The sequence below is a fragment of the Actinomadura chokoriensis genome, assembly GCF_041463665.1.
Lineage (GTDB): Bacteria > Actinomycetota > Actinomycetes > Streptosporangiales > Streptosporangiaceae > Spirillospora > Spirillospora chokoriensis_A.
In genome coordinates, this window is the sequence record NZ_JAXCEJ010000007.1 from 182,687 (window position 1) to 199,791 (window position 17,105).

Genomic DNA, 17,105 nt, shown 5'->3' on the forward strand with positions numbered 1-17,105 from the left:
CGGGAACGCGGCCGGTGAGGGCGCACCTCAGCGGACCTCACCGGCCGCGTCCGCGCGCGCCCGGCGGCCGGGCGTCCTACGATCGCGGCATGGACATTGTGATCGCGGGCGGGCACGGGCAGATCGCGCTGCGGCTGTCCCGGCTCCTGGCCGCACGGGGGGACACCGTACGGAGCATCATCCGCAATCCCGCGCACGCGGGCGACGTCCGGGACACCGGCGCCGAACCGGTCGTTTGCGACCTGGAGGCCGCGGACGCGGCCGAGGTCGCCGGCCACCTGACCGGCGCGGACGCCGTCGTGTTCGCCGCCGGCGCGGGGCCGGGAAGCGGGGCGGCCCGCAAGGACTCCGTCGACCGCGCCGCGTCCGTGCTGATGGCGAACGCGGCGGAGCGCGCCGGCGTGCGCGGCTTCGTGCAGATCTCCGCGATGGGCGCGGGCGAGAAGTCCGCGCCGGGACGCGGCGAGGTCTGGGACGCCTACGTCCGGGCCAAGGGCGAGGCCGAGGACGACCTGAGAGACCGCGACGCCCTCGACTGGCTGATCCTTCGGCCCGGCAGGCTGACCGACGACCCGGGCACCGGGCTGGTGCGGCTGGAGGAGCCGCCGATCGGGCACGACGCGGTGACCCGCGACGACGTGGCGGCGGTCATCGTGGCGCTGCTCGACGCCCCCGGCGTCCGCCGCCGCACGCTCGACCTCCTCAACGGCGGAACCCCGATCGAGGACGCCGTCGCGTCCCTGCACTGACCGGCCGCGCACTGACCGGCCGCGCCTACGCGGTGTAGAGGGCGTCGATCTCGTCGGCGAAGTCCTTCATCACGACGTTGCGCTTCACCTTGAGGCTCGGCGTCATGTGGCCGGCCTCCTCGGTGAAGTCGACGCCGAGGATGACGTACTTCTTGATCGCCTCGGCGTGGCTGACGGACTTGTTCGCGTCGGCGACCGCGGCCTCGACCTCGGCGATGAGGTCGGGGTCGCGGCGCAGGTCGTCCACGCCCATCGTCGCGGGCTTGCCGTGCCGTTCCTTCCAGGGGCCGAGCGCCTCCTCGTCCAGCGTGACGAGCGCGCTGATGAACCGGCGCCCGTCGCCGACGACGAGGCACTGGCTGACCAGCGGGTGCGCGCGGAGCCGGTCCTCCAGCGGGGCGGGCGCGACGTTCTTGCCCGCCGCGGTGATGAGGATCTCCTTCTTGCGGCCGGTGATCCGCAGGAAGCCCTCCTCGTCGAGGGAGCCGAGGTCGCCGGTGTGGAACCAGCCGTCCTCCAGGGCCTCCTTGGTGGCGGCGTCGTTGTTCCAGTAGCCGAGCAGGACGTTGATGCCGCGGACGAGGATCTCGCCGTCGCCCGCGATGCGGACGTCCACGCCCGGAATCGGCCGGCCCACCGTGCCGATCTTGATCGCGGTGGGACGGTTGACGGCGACGGGCGCGGTCGTCTCGGTGAGGCCGTAGCCCTCCAGGATCGTGATGCCGACGCCGCGGAAGAAATGGCCGAGCCGCTCGCCCAGCGCGGCCCCGCCGGACACCGCGTACTCCACCTTGCCGCCGACGGCGGCGCGCAGCTTGCCGTACACGAGCACGTCGAAGACCTTGTGCTTGAGCTTCAGCCCGAGGCCGGGGCGGCCCGCGTCCAGCGCGCGGCTGTAGGCGATCGCGGTCTCCGCCGCGGCCTTGAAGACCTTGCCCCTGCCGTCCGCCGCGGCCTTCTGCTCGGCGCCGTTGTAGACCTTCTCGAACACGCGCGGGACGGCCAGCAGGAACGTCGGCTGGAAGGTGGCGAGGTCGGGCAGCAGGCTCGGGATGTCGCTGTGCCCGAGGACGATGCCGCCCTCGATCGCCGCGACCTGGATCAGCCGCGCGAACACGTGCGCCAGCGGCAGGAACAGCAGCGTCGAGCTGCCCTCGACGGCGACCTCGGCGATCGCGCCCTGCACGGCGTTGCGGGCGGTGGACACGAGGTTGCCGTGGGTGAGCTCGCAGCCCTTGGGGCGCCCGGTCGTGCCGGAGGTGTAGACGAGCGTGGCGAGGTCGCCGGCGGTGCGGGAGCCGCGGCGCTCCTCGATCACGTCGTCGCCGACGTCCGTGCCGAGCCGGACGACCTCCTCGACGCCGCCCGCGTCGATGCCCCACACGTGCGCGAGGGCGGGCAGCCCCTCCCGGACCTCGGCGACGCGCGCCGCGTGCTCGCCGGTCTCGGCGAACACGGCCTTCGCGCCGGAGTCGCCGACGATCCACTCGATCTGCTCGGCGGACGACGTCTCGTAGATGGGGACGGAGACGGCGCCGGCCGTCCAGATCGCGTAGTCGAGAACGGTCCACTCGTAGCGGGTCCGCGACAGCACGCACACCCGGTCGCCGGGCTCGATCCCCGCGGCGGCCAGGCCCTTGGCGACCGCGGCGGCCTCGGCCGCGAACTCGGCCGCGGTGACGGCGCTCCACGCCCGTGCCTCGCCCGAGCCGCTCTTGCGGCGCGCCACGATCGTGCCCGGCTCCTCGGCTGCCCGGGTGAAGGGCGCGTCGGTCAGATTGGCGGAGTCGGGGACCTCCACCATCGCGGGGACGCTGAACTCGCGCACGGCCCAACTCCTGTAGTCGGTTTTCCAGGTCGGCGGGAAGTCCGGAGGCTTCTCCGCACCCGAATGATACCCATCGGTAGGAATCATGCCGGGTTAACGGCACGGCAAAGACCGCCCGGCGCCCGTGGCGGCGGCCGCCCCGTCGCCTACGCTTGACCGCGGTCGCACTACGCACGCGGTTCGGGGGATCGCCATGTCGCTGCTGGAAGTGATCGCGCTGACCGCGGACGACGCGAAGGCGGCGCAGGACGGCGGCGCCGACCGGATCGAGGTGGTCGCCGACATGGCCGCCGACGGGCTCACCCCCGATCCCGACGTCGTCGCCGCCATCCGGACGGCCACGACCCTCCCGATGCGGGTGATGCTGCGGGCCAACGCGGGGTTCCGCACGACCGGCGCCGAACTGGACCGGCTGCGCCGCGCCGCCGCGGACCTCGCCCGCGCCGGCGCGGACGGGTTCGTGCTCGGCTTCCTCGACTCCGCCGGCCACGTCGACGCGGCCGCCACCGGCAAGCTCGCCGGCGTCGCCGCCCCGCTGCCCTGGACGTTCCACCGCGCGCTGGACCACGCCGCCGACCCCGCGCAGGCGTGGCGCACCGTCCGCCATCTCGGCGGCGGGCTCGACACCGTCCTGACGGCCGGCTCCGCGCGCGGCGTCGACGCGGGGGTGGACGTGCTCGTCCGGCGCGCCGCCGAGGACCCCGGCGCGGCCAAGCTGATCATGGCCGGGGGCGGGCTGCGCCGCAAGCACGTCGCGGCCCTCGCCGCCGCGGGCGTCACGGCCTTCCACGTGGGCGCCGCCGTCCGCCAGGACGGCGCCTGGGACGCCGCCGTGGACCCGGTCCTCGTCCGGGAGTGGCGCTCGCTGGTGTCCGCCGCGACCGGCTGACCGGGCGGACCCGCCCGTTTTCCCGGGCGGTCTGCCCCATTAGAGTCGGTTCATGAGGATCCACGTGGTGAGCGACGTCCATGGCCGCGCGGACGCCCTGGCGACCGCGGCGGACGGCGCCGACGTCCTCATCTGCCTCGGCGACCTGATCCTCTTCATCGACTACGAGGACCACGCGCAGGGGATCTTCGCCGACCTGTTCGGCCAGGAGAACGCCGACCGCTTCATCGGGCTGCGGACCGAGAAGCGCTTCGACGAGGCGCGCTCGTTCTCCCGGGCCCTGTGGGGCTCGCTGGAGGGCGACGCGTGGCCGCACATCGAGCGCGCGGTCGACCGGCAGTACGCGGAGCTCTTCGCGGCGATGCCGTCCCCGGCCTACCTGACGTACGGCAACGTCGACGTCCCGCGCATGTGGGGCCGCCATCTGCGCGACGGCCACCACGTCCTGGACGGGGAGGTCACCGAGATCGGCGGGCTGCGGTTCGGGTTCGTCGGCGGCGGCCTCCGCACCGAGTACCGCACCCCCTACGAGCTGGACGAGGAGACCTTCGCCGCCAAGGTCGAGGCCCTCGGCGAGGTGGACGTGCTGTGCTCCCACATCCCGCCCGCCGTCCCCGACCTGCTGTACGACACGGTGGCGCGCAGGTTCGAGCGGGGCAGCGAGGCGATCCTGGACGCGATCCACCGGACGCAGCCGAGGTACGTGCTGTTCGGGCACGTCCACCAGCCGCTCGCGCGCCGGACCCGGATCGGCCGCACCGAATGCGTGAACGTCGGGCACTTCCGCGCTCGCGGCGTTCCGTACGTCCTGACGGTGTGACGGATACCGTCTCTACGAGAGCGGGTCCGGGGCGCGGGCCCGAGGACAGCCGGAGGGAGACGCAGATGGCGGACCGCACGAGTTCTTCCATCACGGTCAAGGCCGGGAAGGCCGAGATCATGGCGGTGATCGCCGACCTGGAGGCCTACCCGGACTGGGCCAGTGGCATCCGCGAGTTCACCGTGCAGGAGACCGGCGAGGACGGGCGCGCGCGGCGCGGCCGGCTGACCTTCGACGGCGGCCCGTTCAGCGACACCGTCGGGCTCGCCTACACCTGGGAGGGCGACGACCGGGTCGCCTGGGAGCTGGTGGAGCCGGGTACGGTCGTCACGGGCCTGCGCGGCGCCTATTCTCTGGCCGAGGAGGACGGCGTCACCGAGGTCACTTACGAGCTCGCCGTGGACGTCCGCATCCCGATGATCGGCATGGTGAAGCGCAAGGGCGAGAAGCGGATCATCGACTCCGCCCTCAAGGGCCTCAAGCGCCACGTGGAGCGCTGAGCGCGCCGCGGGGCGGCCGATGACGGAGCGATACCGCGCATGCCTGCGGCGGGGGATGATGGAGGCGATGGGGCCGCCACCCGCGGGGGCCCCTCGAAGACGGGAAGTGCGGTAACGGCTCCCAGCCGGGGCGCGCGCGAGGAGGAGGAAACCTTACATGGCCCTGACCATCGGCGTGGATGTGGGCGGCACGAAGGTTGCCGCGGGGGTCGTCGACGACCGGGGGACGATCCTGGAGAAGGTCCGCCGGCCGACTCCCTCGACGAACCCGAAGGAGACCGCCGAGACCATCGCCGAGGTAGTCGACCTGCTGAAGGGCAAGTACGACGAGGTGTCGGCGGTCGGCCTCGGCACCGCGGGCTTCGTCGACGAGGCCCGCGCCACGGTGCTGTTCGCGCCGAACCTCGCCTGGCGGGACGAGCCGATCAAGGAGAAGGTCGAGAGCCTGGTCGAGCTGCCGGTCGTGGTGGAGAACGACGGCAACGCGACCGCGTGGGGCGAGGCCAAGTTCGGCGCCGGGCGCGGGGAGAACTTCCTCGTCCTGGTGGCGCTCGGCACCGGCATCGGCGGCGGCATCATCATGGGCGGCGAGCTGTACCGGGGACGGTTCGGCATCGGCGCCGAGATGGGCCACTTCCGGGTCGTTCCGGACGGGCGCCGCTGCGGCTGCGGCAACCGCGGCTGCTGGGAGCAGTACGCCAGCGGCAACGCCCTCGTGCACGAGGCCCGCGACCTCGCCCGGGTGGCGCCCGCGATGGCGGGACGGCTGCTCGAGCTCGGCGGCGGCCGGCCGGAGGGCATCAGCGGCCCCGAGGTGTCGCAGGCGGCCCGCGAGGGCGACAAGGCGGCCCTGGAGTGCTTCCGCACCATCGCGCACTGGGCGGGCCAGGGCCTCGCCGACCTCAGCGCGATCCTCGACCCGGGCGCCTTCATCATCGGCGGCGGCCTGTCGGACGCCGGCGACCTGCTGCTCGACCCGATCCGCGCCGCCTTCGAGGACGCGCTGACCGGACGCGGCCACCGCCCGCTGCCCGACATCCGCATCGCCGAGCTCGGCTCCGCGGCGGGCATCGTCGGCGCCGCCGACCTCGCCCGCGTCCGCCCCTTCCAGGACGTGGTCGTCTAGGCGTGGCCGCCGTCCGCCTGCAGACCTACAACGTCCGGTCGCTGCGCGACGACGCGGCGGCCGTGGCCCGCGTCGTCCGCGGCAACGCCCCGGACGTCCTGTGCCTGCAGGAGGTGCCGCGCTTCCGGGCCTGGCGGCTGCGGCGGCGCCGGCTGGCGCACGCGTGCGGCATGCGGATCGCGGCGGGGCGGCGGGCCTGCGGGCTCGCCGTCCTCACCGGCCCCCGGGTCCGCCGGACGGCCCGCGAGTTCCACCTGCTGACCCCCGACCCCGGCCTGCACCGCCGCGCCCTGGCGATCGCCGTCCTGGAGGTCGGCGGCGCCCGCCTCATCGCCGCGAGCACCCACCTGGATCTGAGGCCGGAGCCGCGCCTGCGCCACGTCCACGAGATCCTCGCCCGCCTCGACCGGGCCCGCGCCCGCTACGCCGCCCCCGTGGTCCTGGCGGGAGACTTCAACGAGGAGCCGGGCGGGGAAGCCTGGTCGCTCCTGGCCGATCACTTCCAGGACGCCTGCGAGGCCGCCCCGACCGGCGAGGAACCCACCTTCCCCGCCCGCGGGCCGACCCGTCGCATAGACGCCGTCTTCGCCGACCCCGCGGTGCGGGTGACGGCCTGCGGCGTCCCTCCTGACGAGACCGGCGACTACGCACGGGCCACCGACCACCGTCCGGTGCTGGCTGACCTGCGCCTCGGCTAGACCACGGCTCCGTCGTCGGGGTCCCTCGGCTCGTCGCCCATGCGGAGGACGAGGGTGACGAAGCCGCCGATGAAGGCCGCGACGGCGAGGAAGGCGGCCCAGCCGGGGACCTCCCAGTCCAGGATGACGGTGGCGAGCAGGTAGACGGGGCCGCCGATCAGCGCGACCCAGGCGCCCTTGGTGAGCGGGTCGGCGGCCGGCAGCGGCGGGGGAGCGGGCGGGACGTAGTGCCCCTCCTCGTCGCCGGCCTCCGGGAACTCCGGCGGCTCCGGCGGCTTGATCACGCGGGCGCGGGGGAGGCGGCCGGAGTGGTCGTCGCCCTCCCGCGGGGGCTCGGCGGGCTCCCGGATGTTCTCCTCGTCCGGCCAGGGGACGTCGTCGCCCTCGGGGACGGCGTCGAAGCCGGCGACGATCTCCGCCCAGATGGCGTCCTCGTCGCGCTCGGCGGGGGCGCCCGCGTCCGTGCCCACGTCGCCCGCGTCGCCCGCGGCGGGGGCGGCGAGGTCGGTCTCGGCGCGCTCGGCCTTCTCCGCGCGCTCGGCGGGCTCGGCGCGGCCGTCGTCGGAGCCGCGGGCGGAGGCGTCGCGGAGCCGGGCGAGGTGGACGCGCAGGATGCCCTCGGCGGCGGGCTTCATGTCGACGTCCACGTAGAGCCGGTCGAGGACGTCGCCGGAGACGGGCTCGGCGGCCGGCTCGGCGAGCTCGGGCAGCCCGGCCGGCGACGTCGCGTAGGCGGCGACCCCGGCCTCGCCGAGCGCCGCCAGCATCGCGTCGGCCAGATGCGGGGCGAGGTCGACCAGCGGGGCATAGGTGTCGGCGGACAGTCCATTGCCACGTCGATTCACGGGGCCGGCTCCTTCGACGACTCCGGCGTGACCGACGGCACCGGCATGGCGGCCTCCGCTCCCCCAACGACAGTGTGGTGCCCGGTCGCGCCCGCCGTACACGGCGGCACTCCCGGACACCCCGAAACGTGTGTCCCACGGTATTCGCTGCGCCGCGCGGGACAAGCCCCCCGGCGCACCCGATTGAGATTCACCATGCAGAGCCTACGTTCATTCCCGGGCCGCTCGCCGGGCGGACCGCGTCCCCGCCGCGGGGTACGGCCGCGGTAGATGCCTACCGGCCCGTAGCTGGCCGGGACGGGGAGTGGGAGGATGTCCCATCGTCTCCGCTCGGTCAGGGACCGATCGTGCTCCCCCCGGAGGGCACGGGTCCGAGGAAGGTGCCCGCATGCTGTGGTTCTGGATCCTGCTCAGGATCGTCCTGTCGCCGATCCTGTACCTCGGGTGGTGGCCGCGGAACAGGGGCATGCGGAACGTCCCGAAGCGGGGGCCCGCGCTGATGGTGAGCAACCATCTGTCGTTCGCCGACCACTTCTTCGGGCCGCTGCCGCTGATGCGCCCCATCCTCTTCATCGGCAAGGGCGAGTACTTCACCGGAAAAGGCGTCAAAGGGCTGATCAGCAAGGGCTTCTTCACCGGGGTGGGCGTCGTGCCGGTCGACCGGACCGGCGGGGACGCGGCCGAGGCGGCGCTGCAGACCGGCCTGCGGATCCTCGGCGAGGGCAAGCTGCTCGGCATCTACCCGGAGGGCACCCGCGCGCCCGACAACCGGCTGTACCGCGGCAAGACGGGGGTGGCGCGGCTCGCGCTGAAGTCCCGCGTCCCGGTGATCCCGATGGCGATGATCAACACCTTCGAGCTGATGCCGCCCGGCAGGCCGCTGCCGCGGCTCGGCGTCCGGCCCGGCGTCCGCTTCGGCGAGCCGATGGACTTCTCCCGGTACTACGGCCGCGAGGACGACCGCGAGGTGCTGCGGAAGATCACCGACGAGATCATGATGGCGATCCGGGAGCTGTCCGGCCAGGAGTACGTCGACCGGTACGCGGCCGAGGTCAAGGCCGAGATGGCCGGCGAGCCGGCGCGGCGCGATGGTGAGGACGACGGCGAGGACGACGGCGGGCCGGGCGCCCGCGGATAGCGACCGCGGATGATGGGGCTGGAGGTCGCGCTGTGGCGGGCCGTGGCGGTCTACCGCGGCCTCGCGCTGGTCTACGCCGCGGTCGTGATCGCCGCGAACTTCGACGGCTACGCGCACCCCGCCGCCGGGTGGGGCGTCCTCGCCGTCATGGTCGCGTGGACGGGCTACGCCGTGCACGCGTTCAGCGACCCGCGCCGGCGCGGATGGCCGCTGCTGGCCGCCGACCTCGCCGTCGCCACGGGCTGCGTGCTGGCGACGGTGTGGGTGGAGACGGCCGCGAACATCGCCGCCGGGCGCCCGACGCTGCCGGTGTCGTGGGTGGCGGCGGCGGTCCTGGCGTGGGCGGTGGCGGGCGGGCGGCGGCTCGGCCTCACCGCCGCGCTCGTGCTGGCCGCCGCGAACCTGCTGGTGCACGTGCTCGCCGGGACGGGCCGCGGCATCGGCGGCACGACGTTCAACGGCATCGTGCTGCTCGTCCTCGCGGGGCTCGTCGTCGGGCACGTCGTCCGGCTGGCGCGGGAGGCCGAGGCGCGGCTGGCGCGGGCCGTGGAGCTCGAGTCGGCCAACCGGGAGCGGGAGCGGCTGGCCCGCCGCATCCACGACTCGGTGCTGCAGGTCCTCGCCATGGTGCAGCGGCGCGGCGGCGAGCTCGGCGGCGAGGCGGCCGAGCTCGGCCGGCTGGCGGGGGAGCAGGAGGCCGCGCTGCGCGCCCTCATCGGCACCTCCGCCCCGGCACCGCCGCGGGCCCCGGACGCCGACGCGGATCTGCGCCCGCTGCTGACCGCGCACGCGTCCGCGTCCGTCACGGTGTCGACGCCGGCGACGGAGGTGCGGCTGCCCGGGCACGCCGCCCGCGAGGTCGCGGCGGCCGTGGCGGCGGCGCTGGACAACGTCCGGCGGCACTGCGGCGAGGGCGCGCGCGCGTGGGTCCTGCTGGAGGACGGCCCCGGCGAGGTCACCGTCAGCGTCCGCGACGACGGGCCCGGCATGGCCGGGAACCGGCTGGAGGAGGCGGCAGCGGACGGGCGGCTCGGCGTCGCGCAGTCCATCCGGGGCCGCGTCGCCGACCTCGGCGGCGAGGTGGTGATCTTCTCCGCGGCGGGCGAGGGCACCGAGATCGAGATGACGGTGCCCCGCCGGCCGGGCGCCCGCCCTAGGGTGTGAGCGTGAGCCTGCGAGTCATGGTCGTGGACGACCATCCGATGTGGCGCGAGGCCGTCGCCCGCGACCTCGCCGAGGCCGGGCACGACGTGGTCGCGACCGCCGGGGAGGGCCGCGCGGCCGTCCGCATCGCCGCCGCCGCGCGCCCGCAGGTCGCGGTCGTCGACCTCCAGCTGCCCGACCTGAGCGGCGTCGAGGTGACCCGCCGCCTGGCCGCCGGCGATCCGCCCGTCCGGGTGCTGGTGCTGTCGGCGAGCGGCGAGCAGCAGGACGTCCTGGAGGCGGTCAAGGCGGGCGCGACCGGCTACCTGCTGAAGTCCGCCGCCCGCGAGGAGTTCCTGGACGCCGTCCGCCGGACGGGGGAGGGCGACGCCGTCTTCACCCCCGGGCTGGCCGGTCTCGTCCTCGGCGAGTACCGGCGCCTCGCCGCCGCGCCCGCCCGCGAGGACGACGACGCGCCGCGGCTGACCGACCGCGAGACCGAGGTGCTGCGGCTCGTCGCCAAGGGGCTGACGTACAAGCAGATCGCGCAGCGGCTCGTGCTGTCCCACCGGACGGTGCAGAACCACGTGCAGAACACCCTCGGCAAACTCCAGCTCCACAACCGCGTCGAGCTCGTCCGCTACGCCATCGAGAAGGGGCTCGACCGGGAGCTCGACCAGGAGTAGGCCGCCCGCGCCGCCGTCGCGCGCGAACGGTGTGCCGCCGTCCCGTCCACCAGCTATGGTCTAGACCAATGGCGGCGCGCCGGTACCCCCGGGTAATGCGCCGCCCGGCCGTGTGCGGCCGCATAGTGTGGGCATGTGAACCGAGGGAGGAGCCCGGTGGCGGGAGAAGGAGACGGCATGCGCGTCGGAGTGCTGACCGGTGGCGGGGACTGCCCCGGACTGAACGCGGTGATCCGCGCGGTGGTCCGCAAGGGCGTGCAGGTCTTCGGCTACGAGTTCGTGGGCTTCCGGGCCGGCTGGCGCGGGCCCCTCGAAGGCGACACCGTGGCCCTCGACGTGCAGGCCGTGCGCGGGATCCTGCCGCGCGGCGGGACGATCCTCGGCTCGTCCAGGACCAACCCGATCAAGGTCGAGGGCGGCATCGAGCGGATCAAGGACAACCTCGCCGGACTCGGCGTGGACGCGCTGATCGCCATCGGCGGCGAGGACACCCTCGGCGTCGCGCGCGAACTGTACGCCAACGGCGTCAACGTCGTCGGCGTCCCGAAGACGATCGACAACGACCTGAACGCGACCGACTACACGTTCGGGTTCGACACCGCGGTGAACATCGGCATGGAGGCCGTCGACCGGCTGCACACCACCGCCGAGAGCCACCACCGCGCGCTGATCTGCGAGGTCATGGGACGGCACGCGGGCTGGATAGCGCTGCACGTCGGCATGGCCGCCGGCGCCAACGTCATCCTCATCCCCGAGCGGCCCTTCGACATCGAGAAGGTCTGCCAGTACGTGGAGAGCCGCTTCAAGACCCGGTACGCGCCGATCATCGTCGTGTCCGAGGGCGCCCACCCGGTCGACGGGCAGATGCGGCTGCAGACCGGCGAGCGCGACTCGTTCGGCCACGTCCGGCTCGGCGGCATCGGCCAGGCCCTCGCCGACGAGATCGAGAAGCGCACCGGCAAGGAGGCCCGCGCCACGGTGCTCGGGCACATCCAGCGCGGCGGCACGCCGACCGCGTTCGACCGCGTCCTCGCCACCCGCTTCGGGCTCCAGGCCATCGACGCGGTCAAGGACGGCGACTACGGCAAGATGGTCGCGCTCCAGGGCACCGGCATCGTCCGCGTCGGGCTCGACGAGGCGACCAAGGAGCTGAAGACCGTTCCGCTGGAGCGCTACTCCGAATCCGAGGTCTTCTTCGGCTGACATCCCCCCGGCGGGAACACGGATTCCGGGTCGCGGCGTTGCCCACTCTGGGCCACACTAGAAGGCACCCCTTGTCCGGTTCCCGCCAGGAGGATCACGCATGACCACGCTCGACACCGCGCCGGCGGACGTCCGGGAGCATTCGCCGGTCGACGGCGAGCCGTGCGTGTTGCTCAAACTGGGCGAGGTCGTCCTCAAGGGCAAGAACCGCGAGCAGTTCGAACGCCGCCTGGCCGACAACGTCCGGCAGGCCGTCCGCCCCATCGCCCGCGTCGACGTCGTCCGCCGCCACGGGGTGTTCATCGTCCGCAAGCACGACGCCGACCTCGCCACCATGGAGCGCGTCGCGCAGCGGATCACCGACGTCATGGGCATCGTGTGGGCGCACCGCGCCTGGCTGGTCGGCAAGGACGTCGCCAGCGTCGAGCGCGCCGCCCTGGAGCTCATGGACGGGCGCACCGGCACGTTCGCCGTCCGGTCCCGCCGCCGCGACAAGCGGTTCCCGATGACCTCCACCGAACTCGACCGGCACATCGGCGGGCTCGTCGCCGAGCGCTACGGCCAGCCCGTGAAGCTCAAGGACCCCGCACACACCCTGTCGATCGAGGTCGACCGCGACGAGGTGTTCGTCTACTGCGGCGGCCTGCCCGGCCAGGGCGGACTCCCCGTCGGGATGAGCGGCCGCGCCCTCGTGCTGATGTCCGGCGGCATCGACTCGCCCGTCGCCGCCTACCGGATGATGCGCCGCGGCCTGCGCGTCGACTACCTGCACTTCTCCGGCATGCCGTTCACCGGCCCCGAGTCGATCTACAAGGCGTACGCGCTGGTCCGCGAGCTGGACAAGTTCCAGGGCGGGTCCCGGCTGTTCGTCATCCCGTTCGGCAAGGCGCAGCAGCAGATCAAGTCCTCCGGGGCCGAGCGGCTCGCGGTGATCGCGCAGCGCCGGCTGATGCTGCGCACCGGCGAGCTCCTCGCCCGCCGGCTGCGCGGCGGCGCGCTGATCACCGGCGACGCGCTCGGCCAGGTGTCCAGCCAGACGCTCACCAACATCACCGCGCTGGACGACGCGGTGGAGCTGCCGATCCTGCGGCCCCTCGTCGGCATGGACAAGGTCGAGATCATGGACCAGGCGCGCCGCATCCGCACCCTGTCGATCTCCGAGCTGCCCGACGAGGACTGCTGCACCCTGCTCGCGCCCCGCCGCGCCGAGACCAAGGCCAAGATCGACGATCTGCGCCGCATCGAGAAGCGCCTCGACGTGGACGAACTCGCCGAGCTCCTGGCCGCCTCCGTCCAGGAGCACCGCCCCGTCTACGGCGACCCGGCCTCCTGACGGACGCTGACGGACGCGGCGCGGGGCGCCGCCGCTCAGCGCGCGTCGAAGTCCGTCGGGCGCGGCGGCTCGGGGCCGTCCGGGCCCATCAGGGTGATCCGCTCGATCCGGACGATGCGGAACCGGCGGCCGGCGACCGCGATGCCGTTGCGGCGGGTCTCGTCCTCCATGAGCTCCGCCGCCTCGGCGAACCGGGCGACGTCCGCTTCGGCGGGGCTCTCCACCGCCGGCAGCACATGCCGGAAGTAGGTGATCAGCGCGTCGCGCGCCTGCTGCGGGGCCTCGTGCAGCCGGCCGACGGGCCGCCAGCGCCGCTCGGTGCGCTCGGCCACCGTGAAGGCGGGCGCGAGCGCGACCGGGGTGAGGAACGCGCCGGTCGGCTCGCTGCCCGCCGCGGCTGCCGCGTCCAGCACCTGGCACAGCAGCTCGGCGGTCGCGAAGTCCGACGCCGGGCCGTCCTCGGGCAGCAGCTCGTAGGGACGGACGGGCGCGGCGGAGCGGCCCGCGGGCAGCGGGTCGGGGTCGGTCGGGCGGGGCGGCTCCGGGCCGTCCGGGCCGGAGCGGACGAGCTGCTCGATCCGCACGATCCGGAACCGGCGCCCGCCCGCGGTCACCTCGTCGGCCGGTTCGCGCCGCAGCCCGCACGCCGCGGCGAGCAGCTCGCCCTCCGCGGCGCCACCTGCGAGCGCCGCCAGGTCCTCCAGCCGTCCGGCGAGCAGCTCGCGCGCGCCCTGCGGCAGCGGATCGCACGGGCACACGACCTGCCAGCCGCCCCGGACGCGCTCGGCGGCCGTGAACAGGGTGCCCACGGCCACGAGCTCCGGATAGGCGGACAGGGCGCGGCACGCGTCCGCGAGCATCACCGCGGCGACCGGGTCGACGCCGTCGAGATCCTCCGGGAACAGCCGCCCCCCGGCGTCACCATCGCCCGTAGTCATGCCGGACATCATCCTCGCCGAGCCCGCCCCGGCCAATGGTTCAGACCAATTCGTTACCGCCGCGTTCCCGGCCGCGCCGGCGCGATCACCACGACCAGGCTCGCCGCCATCAGCGCGAGGCCGCCCAGCGCGACCGCGCCCAGCCGCTCACCCAGCAGGACCGTGCCGAGCGCCGCGGCCACGGCCGGTTCCGCCAGCGTCAGTGTCGTCGCCGTCGTGGCCGGGGTGGTGCGCAGGCCCCTGGCGAACAGCAGGTAGCCGCCGCCGGTGGTGACCACGCCGAGGTAGAGCGCGATCAGCGCGCCGGAGCCGGTGAGCAGCCAGCCCGAACCGGAGCAGAGGACGGGGAGCAGCGCGACGGCCGCCGCCGCGAACAGCGCCCCGGTGACGGCCCGGTCCTCCTCGCCCCCGGTGATGAGGACGGAGGCGATCGTCGCGTACACCGCGTACGCCAGGCCGGCCAGCAGCGCGAGGGCGATGCCGAGCGGCTCGACGCCCGCGTCCCGGCCGCCGCCGATGAGGAGCGCGCAGCCCGCGACGGCCCCGGCGGTCGCCGCCGCCCAGCGCCCGGTCGGCCGCGACCGCCGGGTCAGCAGCCCGATCACGCCGGCGAACGCGGGCGCGCTGCCGATCGTGACGACGGTGCCCGCCGCCACGCCGGTGCGGCCGGCCGCGACGAAGAACGCGGTCTGGTACACGGCGATCGCGGCCGCGCCCAGGCCGATCAGCGGCAGGTTGCGGCGGTTCCCGAGCAGGCGGCGCAGCCCGGCCCCGCGGCGCGTGCCGGCCGCGAGCGCGAGCAGCACCAGGCCGCCGATGACGATGCGGCTCGCCGCGATCGACAGGGCGGACGCGTCGCCGGCGAAGGTGCGGACGGTCCCGGTCGTCCCCCACAGGGACGCCGCCAGCAGGACGTCGGCGCCGCCGCCGAACCGGATGCGGGCGCCGCCCGCGGACGCGGGCCAGAGGAAGGTGTGCTGTGGCACAGAGGCTCCTGACCTCGAATCGGATGAAGGAGAGATCCGGATTCGGGGCGCAGGAGGACGCGGCCGGGCGCGGGCCGCGCCCGGCCGGTCACATTTCGCGAAGAGTGCGGTCGCCGCGCCCCGTCAGGAGCGCGGCGGCCCGCAATTGGAGGTCCAGTAAGCCACGGACGGACGATACCGCGCCGTTCAGGCTGGTACGACGTCCGGGTCCTGGGCCTGGGTGAGGGTGCGGCCGACGATGGGGGGCAGGTCGCGCACGAGCTTGGCCAGTTCGCGCAGGTCGCCGTCCACCAGGGCCTGGGGTCCGTCGCACAGCGCGGTCTCCGGGTGCGGGTGCACGTCGATGATCACGCCGTCGGCGCCGACCGCGATCGCGGCGCGGGTCAGCGGGAGGACGAGGTCGCGGCTGCCGCCCGAGTGCGACGGGTCCACGATGACCGGCAGGTGGGAGAGGCGCTGCGCCACCGGCACCGCGGAGATGTCGAGGGTGTTGCGGGTGGCCTTCTCGAACGTGCGGATGCCGCGCTCGCACAGCACGATGTCGAGGTTGCCGCGCTGGGCGACGTACTCGGCCGCCATCAGCCACTCCTCGATCGTCCCGTTCATGCCGCGCTTCAGCATGACCGGCTTTCCGGAATCGCCCGCGGCCTGCAGGAGCGCGAAGTTCTGCGCGTTGCGGGTGCCGATCTGCAGCATGTCCGCGTACGAGGCGACGAGGTCGACATCGCCCGCGTCCACCACCTCGGTGACGATCGGCATGCCCGTCTCCTCCCGCACGTCCGCGAGGATGCGCAGGCCGGACTCGCCGAGCCCCTGGAACGCGTACGGGGAGGTGCGCGGCTTGAACGCGCCGCCGCGCAGCAGCGTCGCGCCCGCGGCCTGCGCCATCTGCGCGGCGCCGAGCGTCTGCTCGGGGGTCTCCACGGCGCACGGGCCGGCGATCAGGGTCATGGTGCCGGGGCCGACCGGCACGCCGCCGACCCGGACGACCGAGCGCTCGGCGTGGTTCTCGCGGCTCACCAGCTTGTAGGGCGCCGAGATGCGGACGACGTCGCTGACGCCGCGCATCCCGCGCAGGTTCAGCGTGCCGAACTGCTGGACGTCGCCGACGAGCCCGACGATGGTCCGCTCCACGCCGCGGCTGACGAATGCGTCACCCCCCGCCGTCTCGACCAGTGAGACGACGGCCTTGATATCCGCTTCGTTGGCCTCGGGGGCCATGACGACGACCATTCGTGTGCTGCCTCTCCTGTTTCACCCGGAACCCCGGTGGGTCCCGCGGCCGACCCCTGAAACGACGAAAGCCCCGGGCCACTGTGGCCCGGGGCTTCTCGCTCTGCGGTCTGTCAGTGCAACGCCTGGCAGACCAGCCGCCCGGGCTGGCCGTACCAAAAGAAATAGACGACGTTGCGCACGCGGCCAGCGTAGCCGATGTCCGCCACGGGCATTCGCACCGCCCCCGAATATGGCTCAGCTCACGCCGGATGGCAGGATGGCCGCGTCATGACCCACCCCGAACCTTCCGCACCGCAGCCGCGGGATCTGCCGCCGGGACAGTACGTCCCCCGGGGCTGGCCCGTCCTGCACTACGGTCCCGTGCCGAAGTTCCGTCCCGAGTCCTGGGACTTCCGGGTCTTCGGCGCCACCGAGTCGGGGGAGCAGCACCGCTGGACCTGGGACGAGTTCGACGCGCTGCCGAGGGTCACATCGGTCACCGACTTCCACTGCGTGACGAAGTTCACGATCCCCGGCAACGAATGGGAGGGCGTCCCCGGCTCGGCGATCGTGGAGCTGGCGCCGCCCGCACCGGACGTAACGCACGTGATGGTCTGGGCCGAGTACGGCTACAGCGCCAACATCCGGATGAGCGACTTCCTCGCCGGCGGGACGATGTTCGCCACCCACCACGGCGGCGAGCGGCTGACCGCCGACCACGGCTTCCCCCTGCGTATCGTCGTCCCGCACCTGTACGCGTGGAAGAGCGTGAAATGGGTCCGCGGCGTCGAGTACCTGGTGAAGGACCGCCGCGGCTTCTGGGAGGAGCGCGGCTACCACAACGTCGCCGACCCGTGGCGGGAGCAGCGCTACTCCTACCAGGAGGACGAGGGCGAGTCGCCGCCCCTGTGAAGCCCGCCCTGTGAGGGGCGCGGCGGGCCCGGGCGCGCCGCGGGCGCGGTGTGTTCCATCCGAGACCTTTGCAAATGGGCAACGCCCGTACCGCCG

17 protein-coding genes are annotated in these 17,105 nt (G+C 74.0%); 12 read left to right on the top strand and 5 right to left on the bottom strand.

Annotation, left to right across the window (positions count from 1 at the left end; all coding sequences use genetic code 11):
• Positions 1 to 89 precede the first annotated feature (89 nt).
• Positions 90 to 749, top strand: coding sequence for an NAD(P)H-binding protein (locus tag SM418_RS14490; RefSeq protein ID WP_371940976.1), 660 nt, complete (start codon positions 90 to 92; stop codon positions 747 to 749).
• A 25-nt stretch (positions 750 to 774) separates the two neighbouring features.
• Here the strand turns inward: SM418_RS14490 and SM418_RS14495 are convergent, their stop codons facing one another.
• Entirely contained in the window at positions 775 to 2,577 is a 1,803-nt protein-coding gene (locus tag SM418_RS14495) for an AMP-dependent synthetase/ligase (RefSeq protein WP_371940974.1), read from the bottom strand.
• Positions 2,578 to 2,770: 193 nt separating this feature from the next.
• Here SM418_RS14495 and SM418_RS14500 point away from each other — a divergent pair, with 193 nt between their 5' ends.
• The 5 genes from SM418_RS14500 (at position 2,771) to SM418_RS14520 (ending at position 6,610) form a co-directional block, all read left to right on the top strand.
• On the top strand, positions 2,771 to 3,466 hold the full coding sequence (locus tag SM418_RS14500) for a copper homeostasis protein CutC (protein ID WP_371940973.1): 696 nt from the start codon (positions 2,771 to 2,773) through the stop codon (positions 3,464 to 3,466).
• Between the two features lie 52 nt (positions 3,467 to 3,518).
• Positions 3,519 to 4,286, top strand: a complete 768-nt coding sequence (locus SM418_RS14505) for a metallophosphoesterase family protein (RefSeq protein WP_371940972.1) — start codon at positions 3,519 to 3,521, stop codon at positions 4,284 to 4,286.
• Between the two features lie 65 nt (positions 4,287 to 4,351).
• The gene (locus SM418_RS14510; protein WP_371940971.1) at positions 4,352 to 4,786 is read left to right on the top strand and encodes an SRPBCC family protein; all 435 of its coding nucleotides are present in this window, start codon (positions 4,352 to 4,354) and stop codon (positions 4,784 to 4,786) included.
• A gap of 157 nt (positions 4,787 to 4,943) precedes the next feature.
• The gene (locus SM418_RS14515; RefSeq protein WP_371940969.1) at positions 4,944 to 5,912 is read left to right on the top strand and encodes an ROK family glucokinase; all 969 of its coding nucleotides are present in this window, start codon (positions 4,944 to 4,946) and stop codon (positions 5,910 to 5,912) included.
• 2 nt (positions 5,913 to 5,914) lie between these two features.
• On the top strand, positions 5,915 to 6,610 hold the full coding sequence (locus tag SM418_RS14520) for an endonuclease/exonuclease/phosphatase family protein (protein WP_371940968.1): 696 nt from the start codon (positions 5,915 to 5,917) through the stop codon (positions 6,608 to 6,610).
• Here the strand turns inward: SM418_RS14520 and SM418_RS14525 are convergent.
• Complete coding sequence (locus SM418_RS14525) at positions 6,607 to 7,455, bottom strand: hypothetical protein (RefSeq protein ID WP_371940966.1); 849 nt, start codon at positions 7,453 to 7,455, stop codon at positions 6,607 to 6,609. The genes SM418_RS14520 and SM418_RS14525 overlap by 4 nt on opposite strands.
• 388 nt (positions 7,456 to 7,843) lie before the next feature.
• Here SM418_RS14525 and SM418_RS14530 point away from each other — a divergent pair, with 388 nt between their 5' ends.
• The 5 genes from SM418_RS14530 (at position 7,844) to thiI (ending at position 12,958) form a co-directional block, all read left to right on the top strand.
• On the top strand, positions 7,844 to 8,593 hold the full coding sequence (locus SM418_RS14530; RefSeq protein ID WP_371940964.1) for a lysophospholipid acyltransferase family protein: 750 nt from the start codon (positions 7,844 to 7,846) through the stop codon (positions 8,591 to 8,593).
• Positions 8,594 to 8,602: 9 nt separating this feature from the next.
• On the top strand, positions 8,603 to 9,757 hold the full coding sequence (gene macS, locus SM418_RS14535; RefSeq protein WP_371940963.1) for a MacS family sensor histidine kinase: 1,155 nt from the start codon (positions 8,603 to 8,605) through the stop codon (positions 9,755 to 9,757).
• A gap of 17 nt (positions 9,758 to 9,774) precedes the next feature.
• On the top strand, positions 9,775 to 10,422 hold the full coding sequence (locus SM418_RS14540; protein ID WP_371941217.1) for a response regulator: 648 nt from the start codon (positions 9,775 to 9,777) through the stop codon (positions 10,420 to 10,422).
• A 177-nt stretch (positions 10,423 to 10,599) separates the two neighbouring features.
• Complete coding sequence (locus tag SM418_RS14545; protein ID WP_371940961.1) at positions 10,600 to 11,625, top strand: 6-phosphofructokinase; 1,026 nt, start codon at positions 10,600 to 10,602, stop codon at positions 11,623 to 11,625.
• 100 nt (positions 11,626 to 11,725) lie between these two features.
• Complete coding sequence (gene thiI / locus SM418_RS14550) at positions 11,726 to 12,958, top strand: tRNA uracil 4-sulfurtransferase ThiI (RefSeq protein ID WP_371940959.1); 1,233 nt, start codon at positions 11,726 to 11,728, stop codon at positions 12,956 to 12,958.
• Between the two features lie 35 nt (positions 12,959 to 12,993).
• Here thiI and SM418_RS14555 read toward each other — a convergent pair whose 3' ends face one another.
• The 3 genes from SM418_RS14555 to aroF all read right to left on the bottom strand — a co-directional run bounded on the left by SM418_RS14555 (position 12,994) and on the right by aroF (position 16,115).
• Positions 12,994 to 13,896, bottom strand: coding sequence for a DUF5954 family protein (locus tag SM418_RS14555; protein WP_371940957.1), 903 nt, complete (start codon positions 13,894 to 13,896; stop codon positions 12,994 to 12,996).
• A gap of 53 nt (positions 13,897 to 13,949) precedes the next feature.
• The gene (locus tag SM418_RS14560; protein ID WP_371940955.1) at positions 13,950 to 14,882 is read right to left on the bottom strand and encodes a DMT family transporter; all 933 of its coding nucleotides are present in this window, start codon (positions 14,880 to 14,882) and stop codon (positions 13,950 to 13,952) included.
• A 186-nt stretch (positions 14,883 to 15,068) separates the two neighbouring features.
• A complete protein-coding gene (gene aroF, locus SM418_RS14565) occupies positions 15,069 to 16,115 on the bottom strand; it encodes a 3-deoxy-7-phosphoheptulonate synthase (RefSeq protein ID WP_371940953.1) in 1,047 nt (348 codons plus the stop codon).
• A 270-nt stretch (positions 16,116 to 16,385) separates the two neighbouring features.
• Here aroF and SM418_RS14570 point away from each other — a divergent pair, with 270 nt between their 5' ends.
• Positions 16,386 to 17,009, top strand: coding sequence for a sulfite oxidase-like oxidoreductase (locus SM418_RS14570; RefSeq protein WP_371940951.1), 624 nt, complete (start codon positions 16,386 to 16,388; stop codon positions 17,007 to 17,009).
• The last annotated feature ends 96 nt before the right edge of the window (positions 17,010 to 17,105 follow it).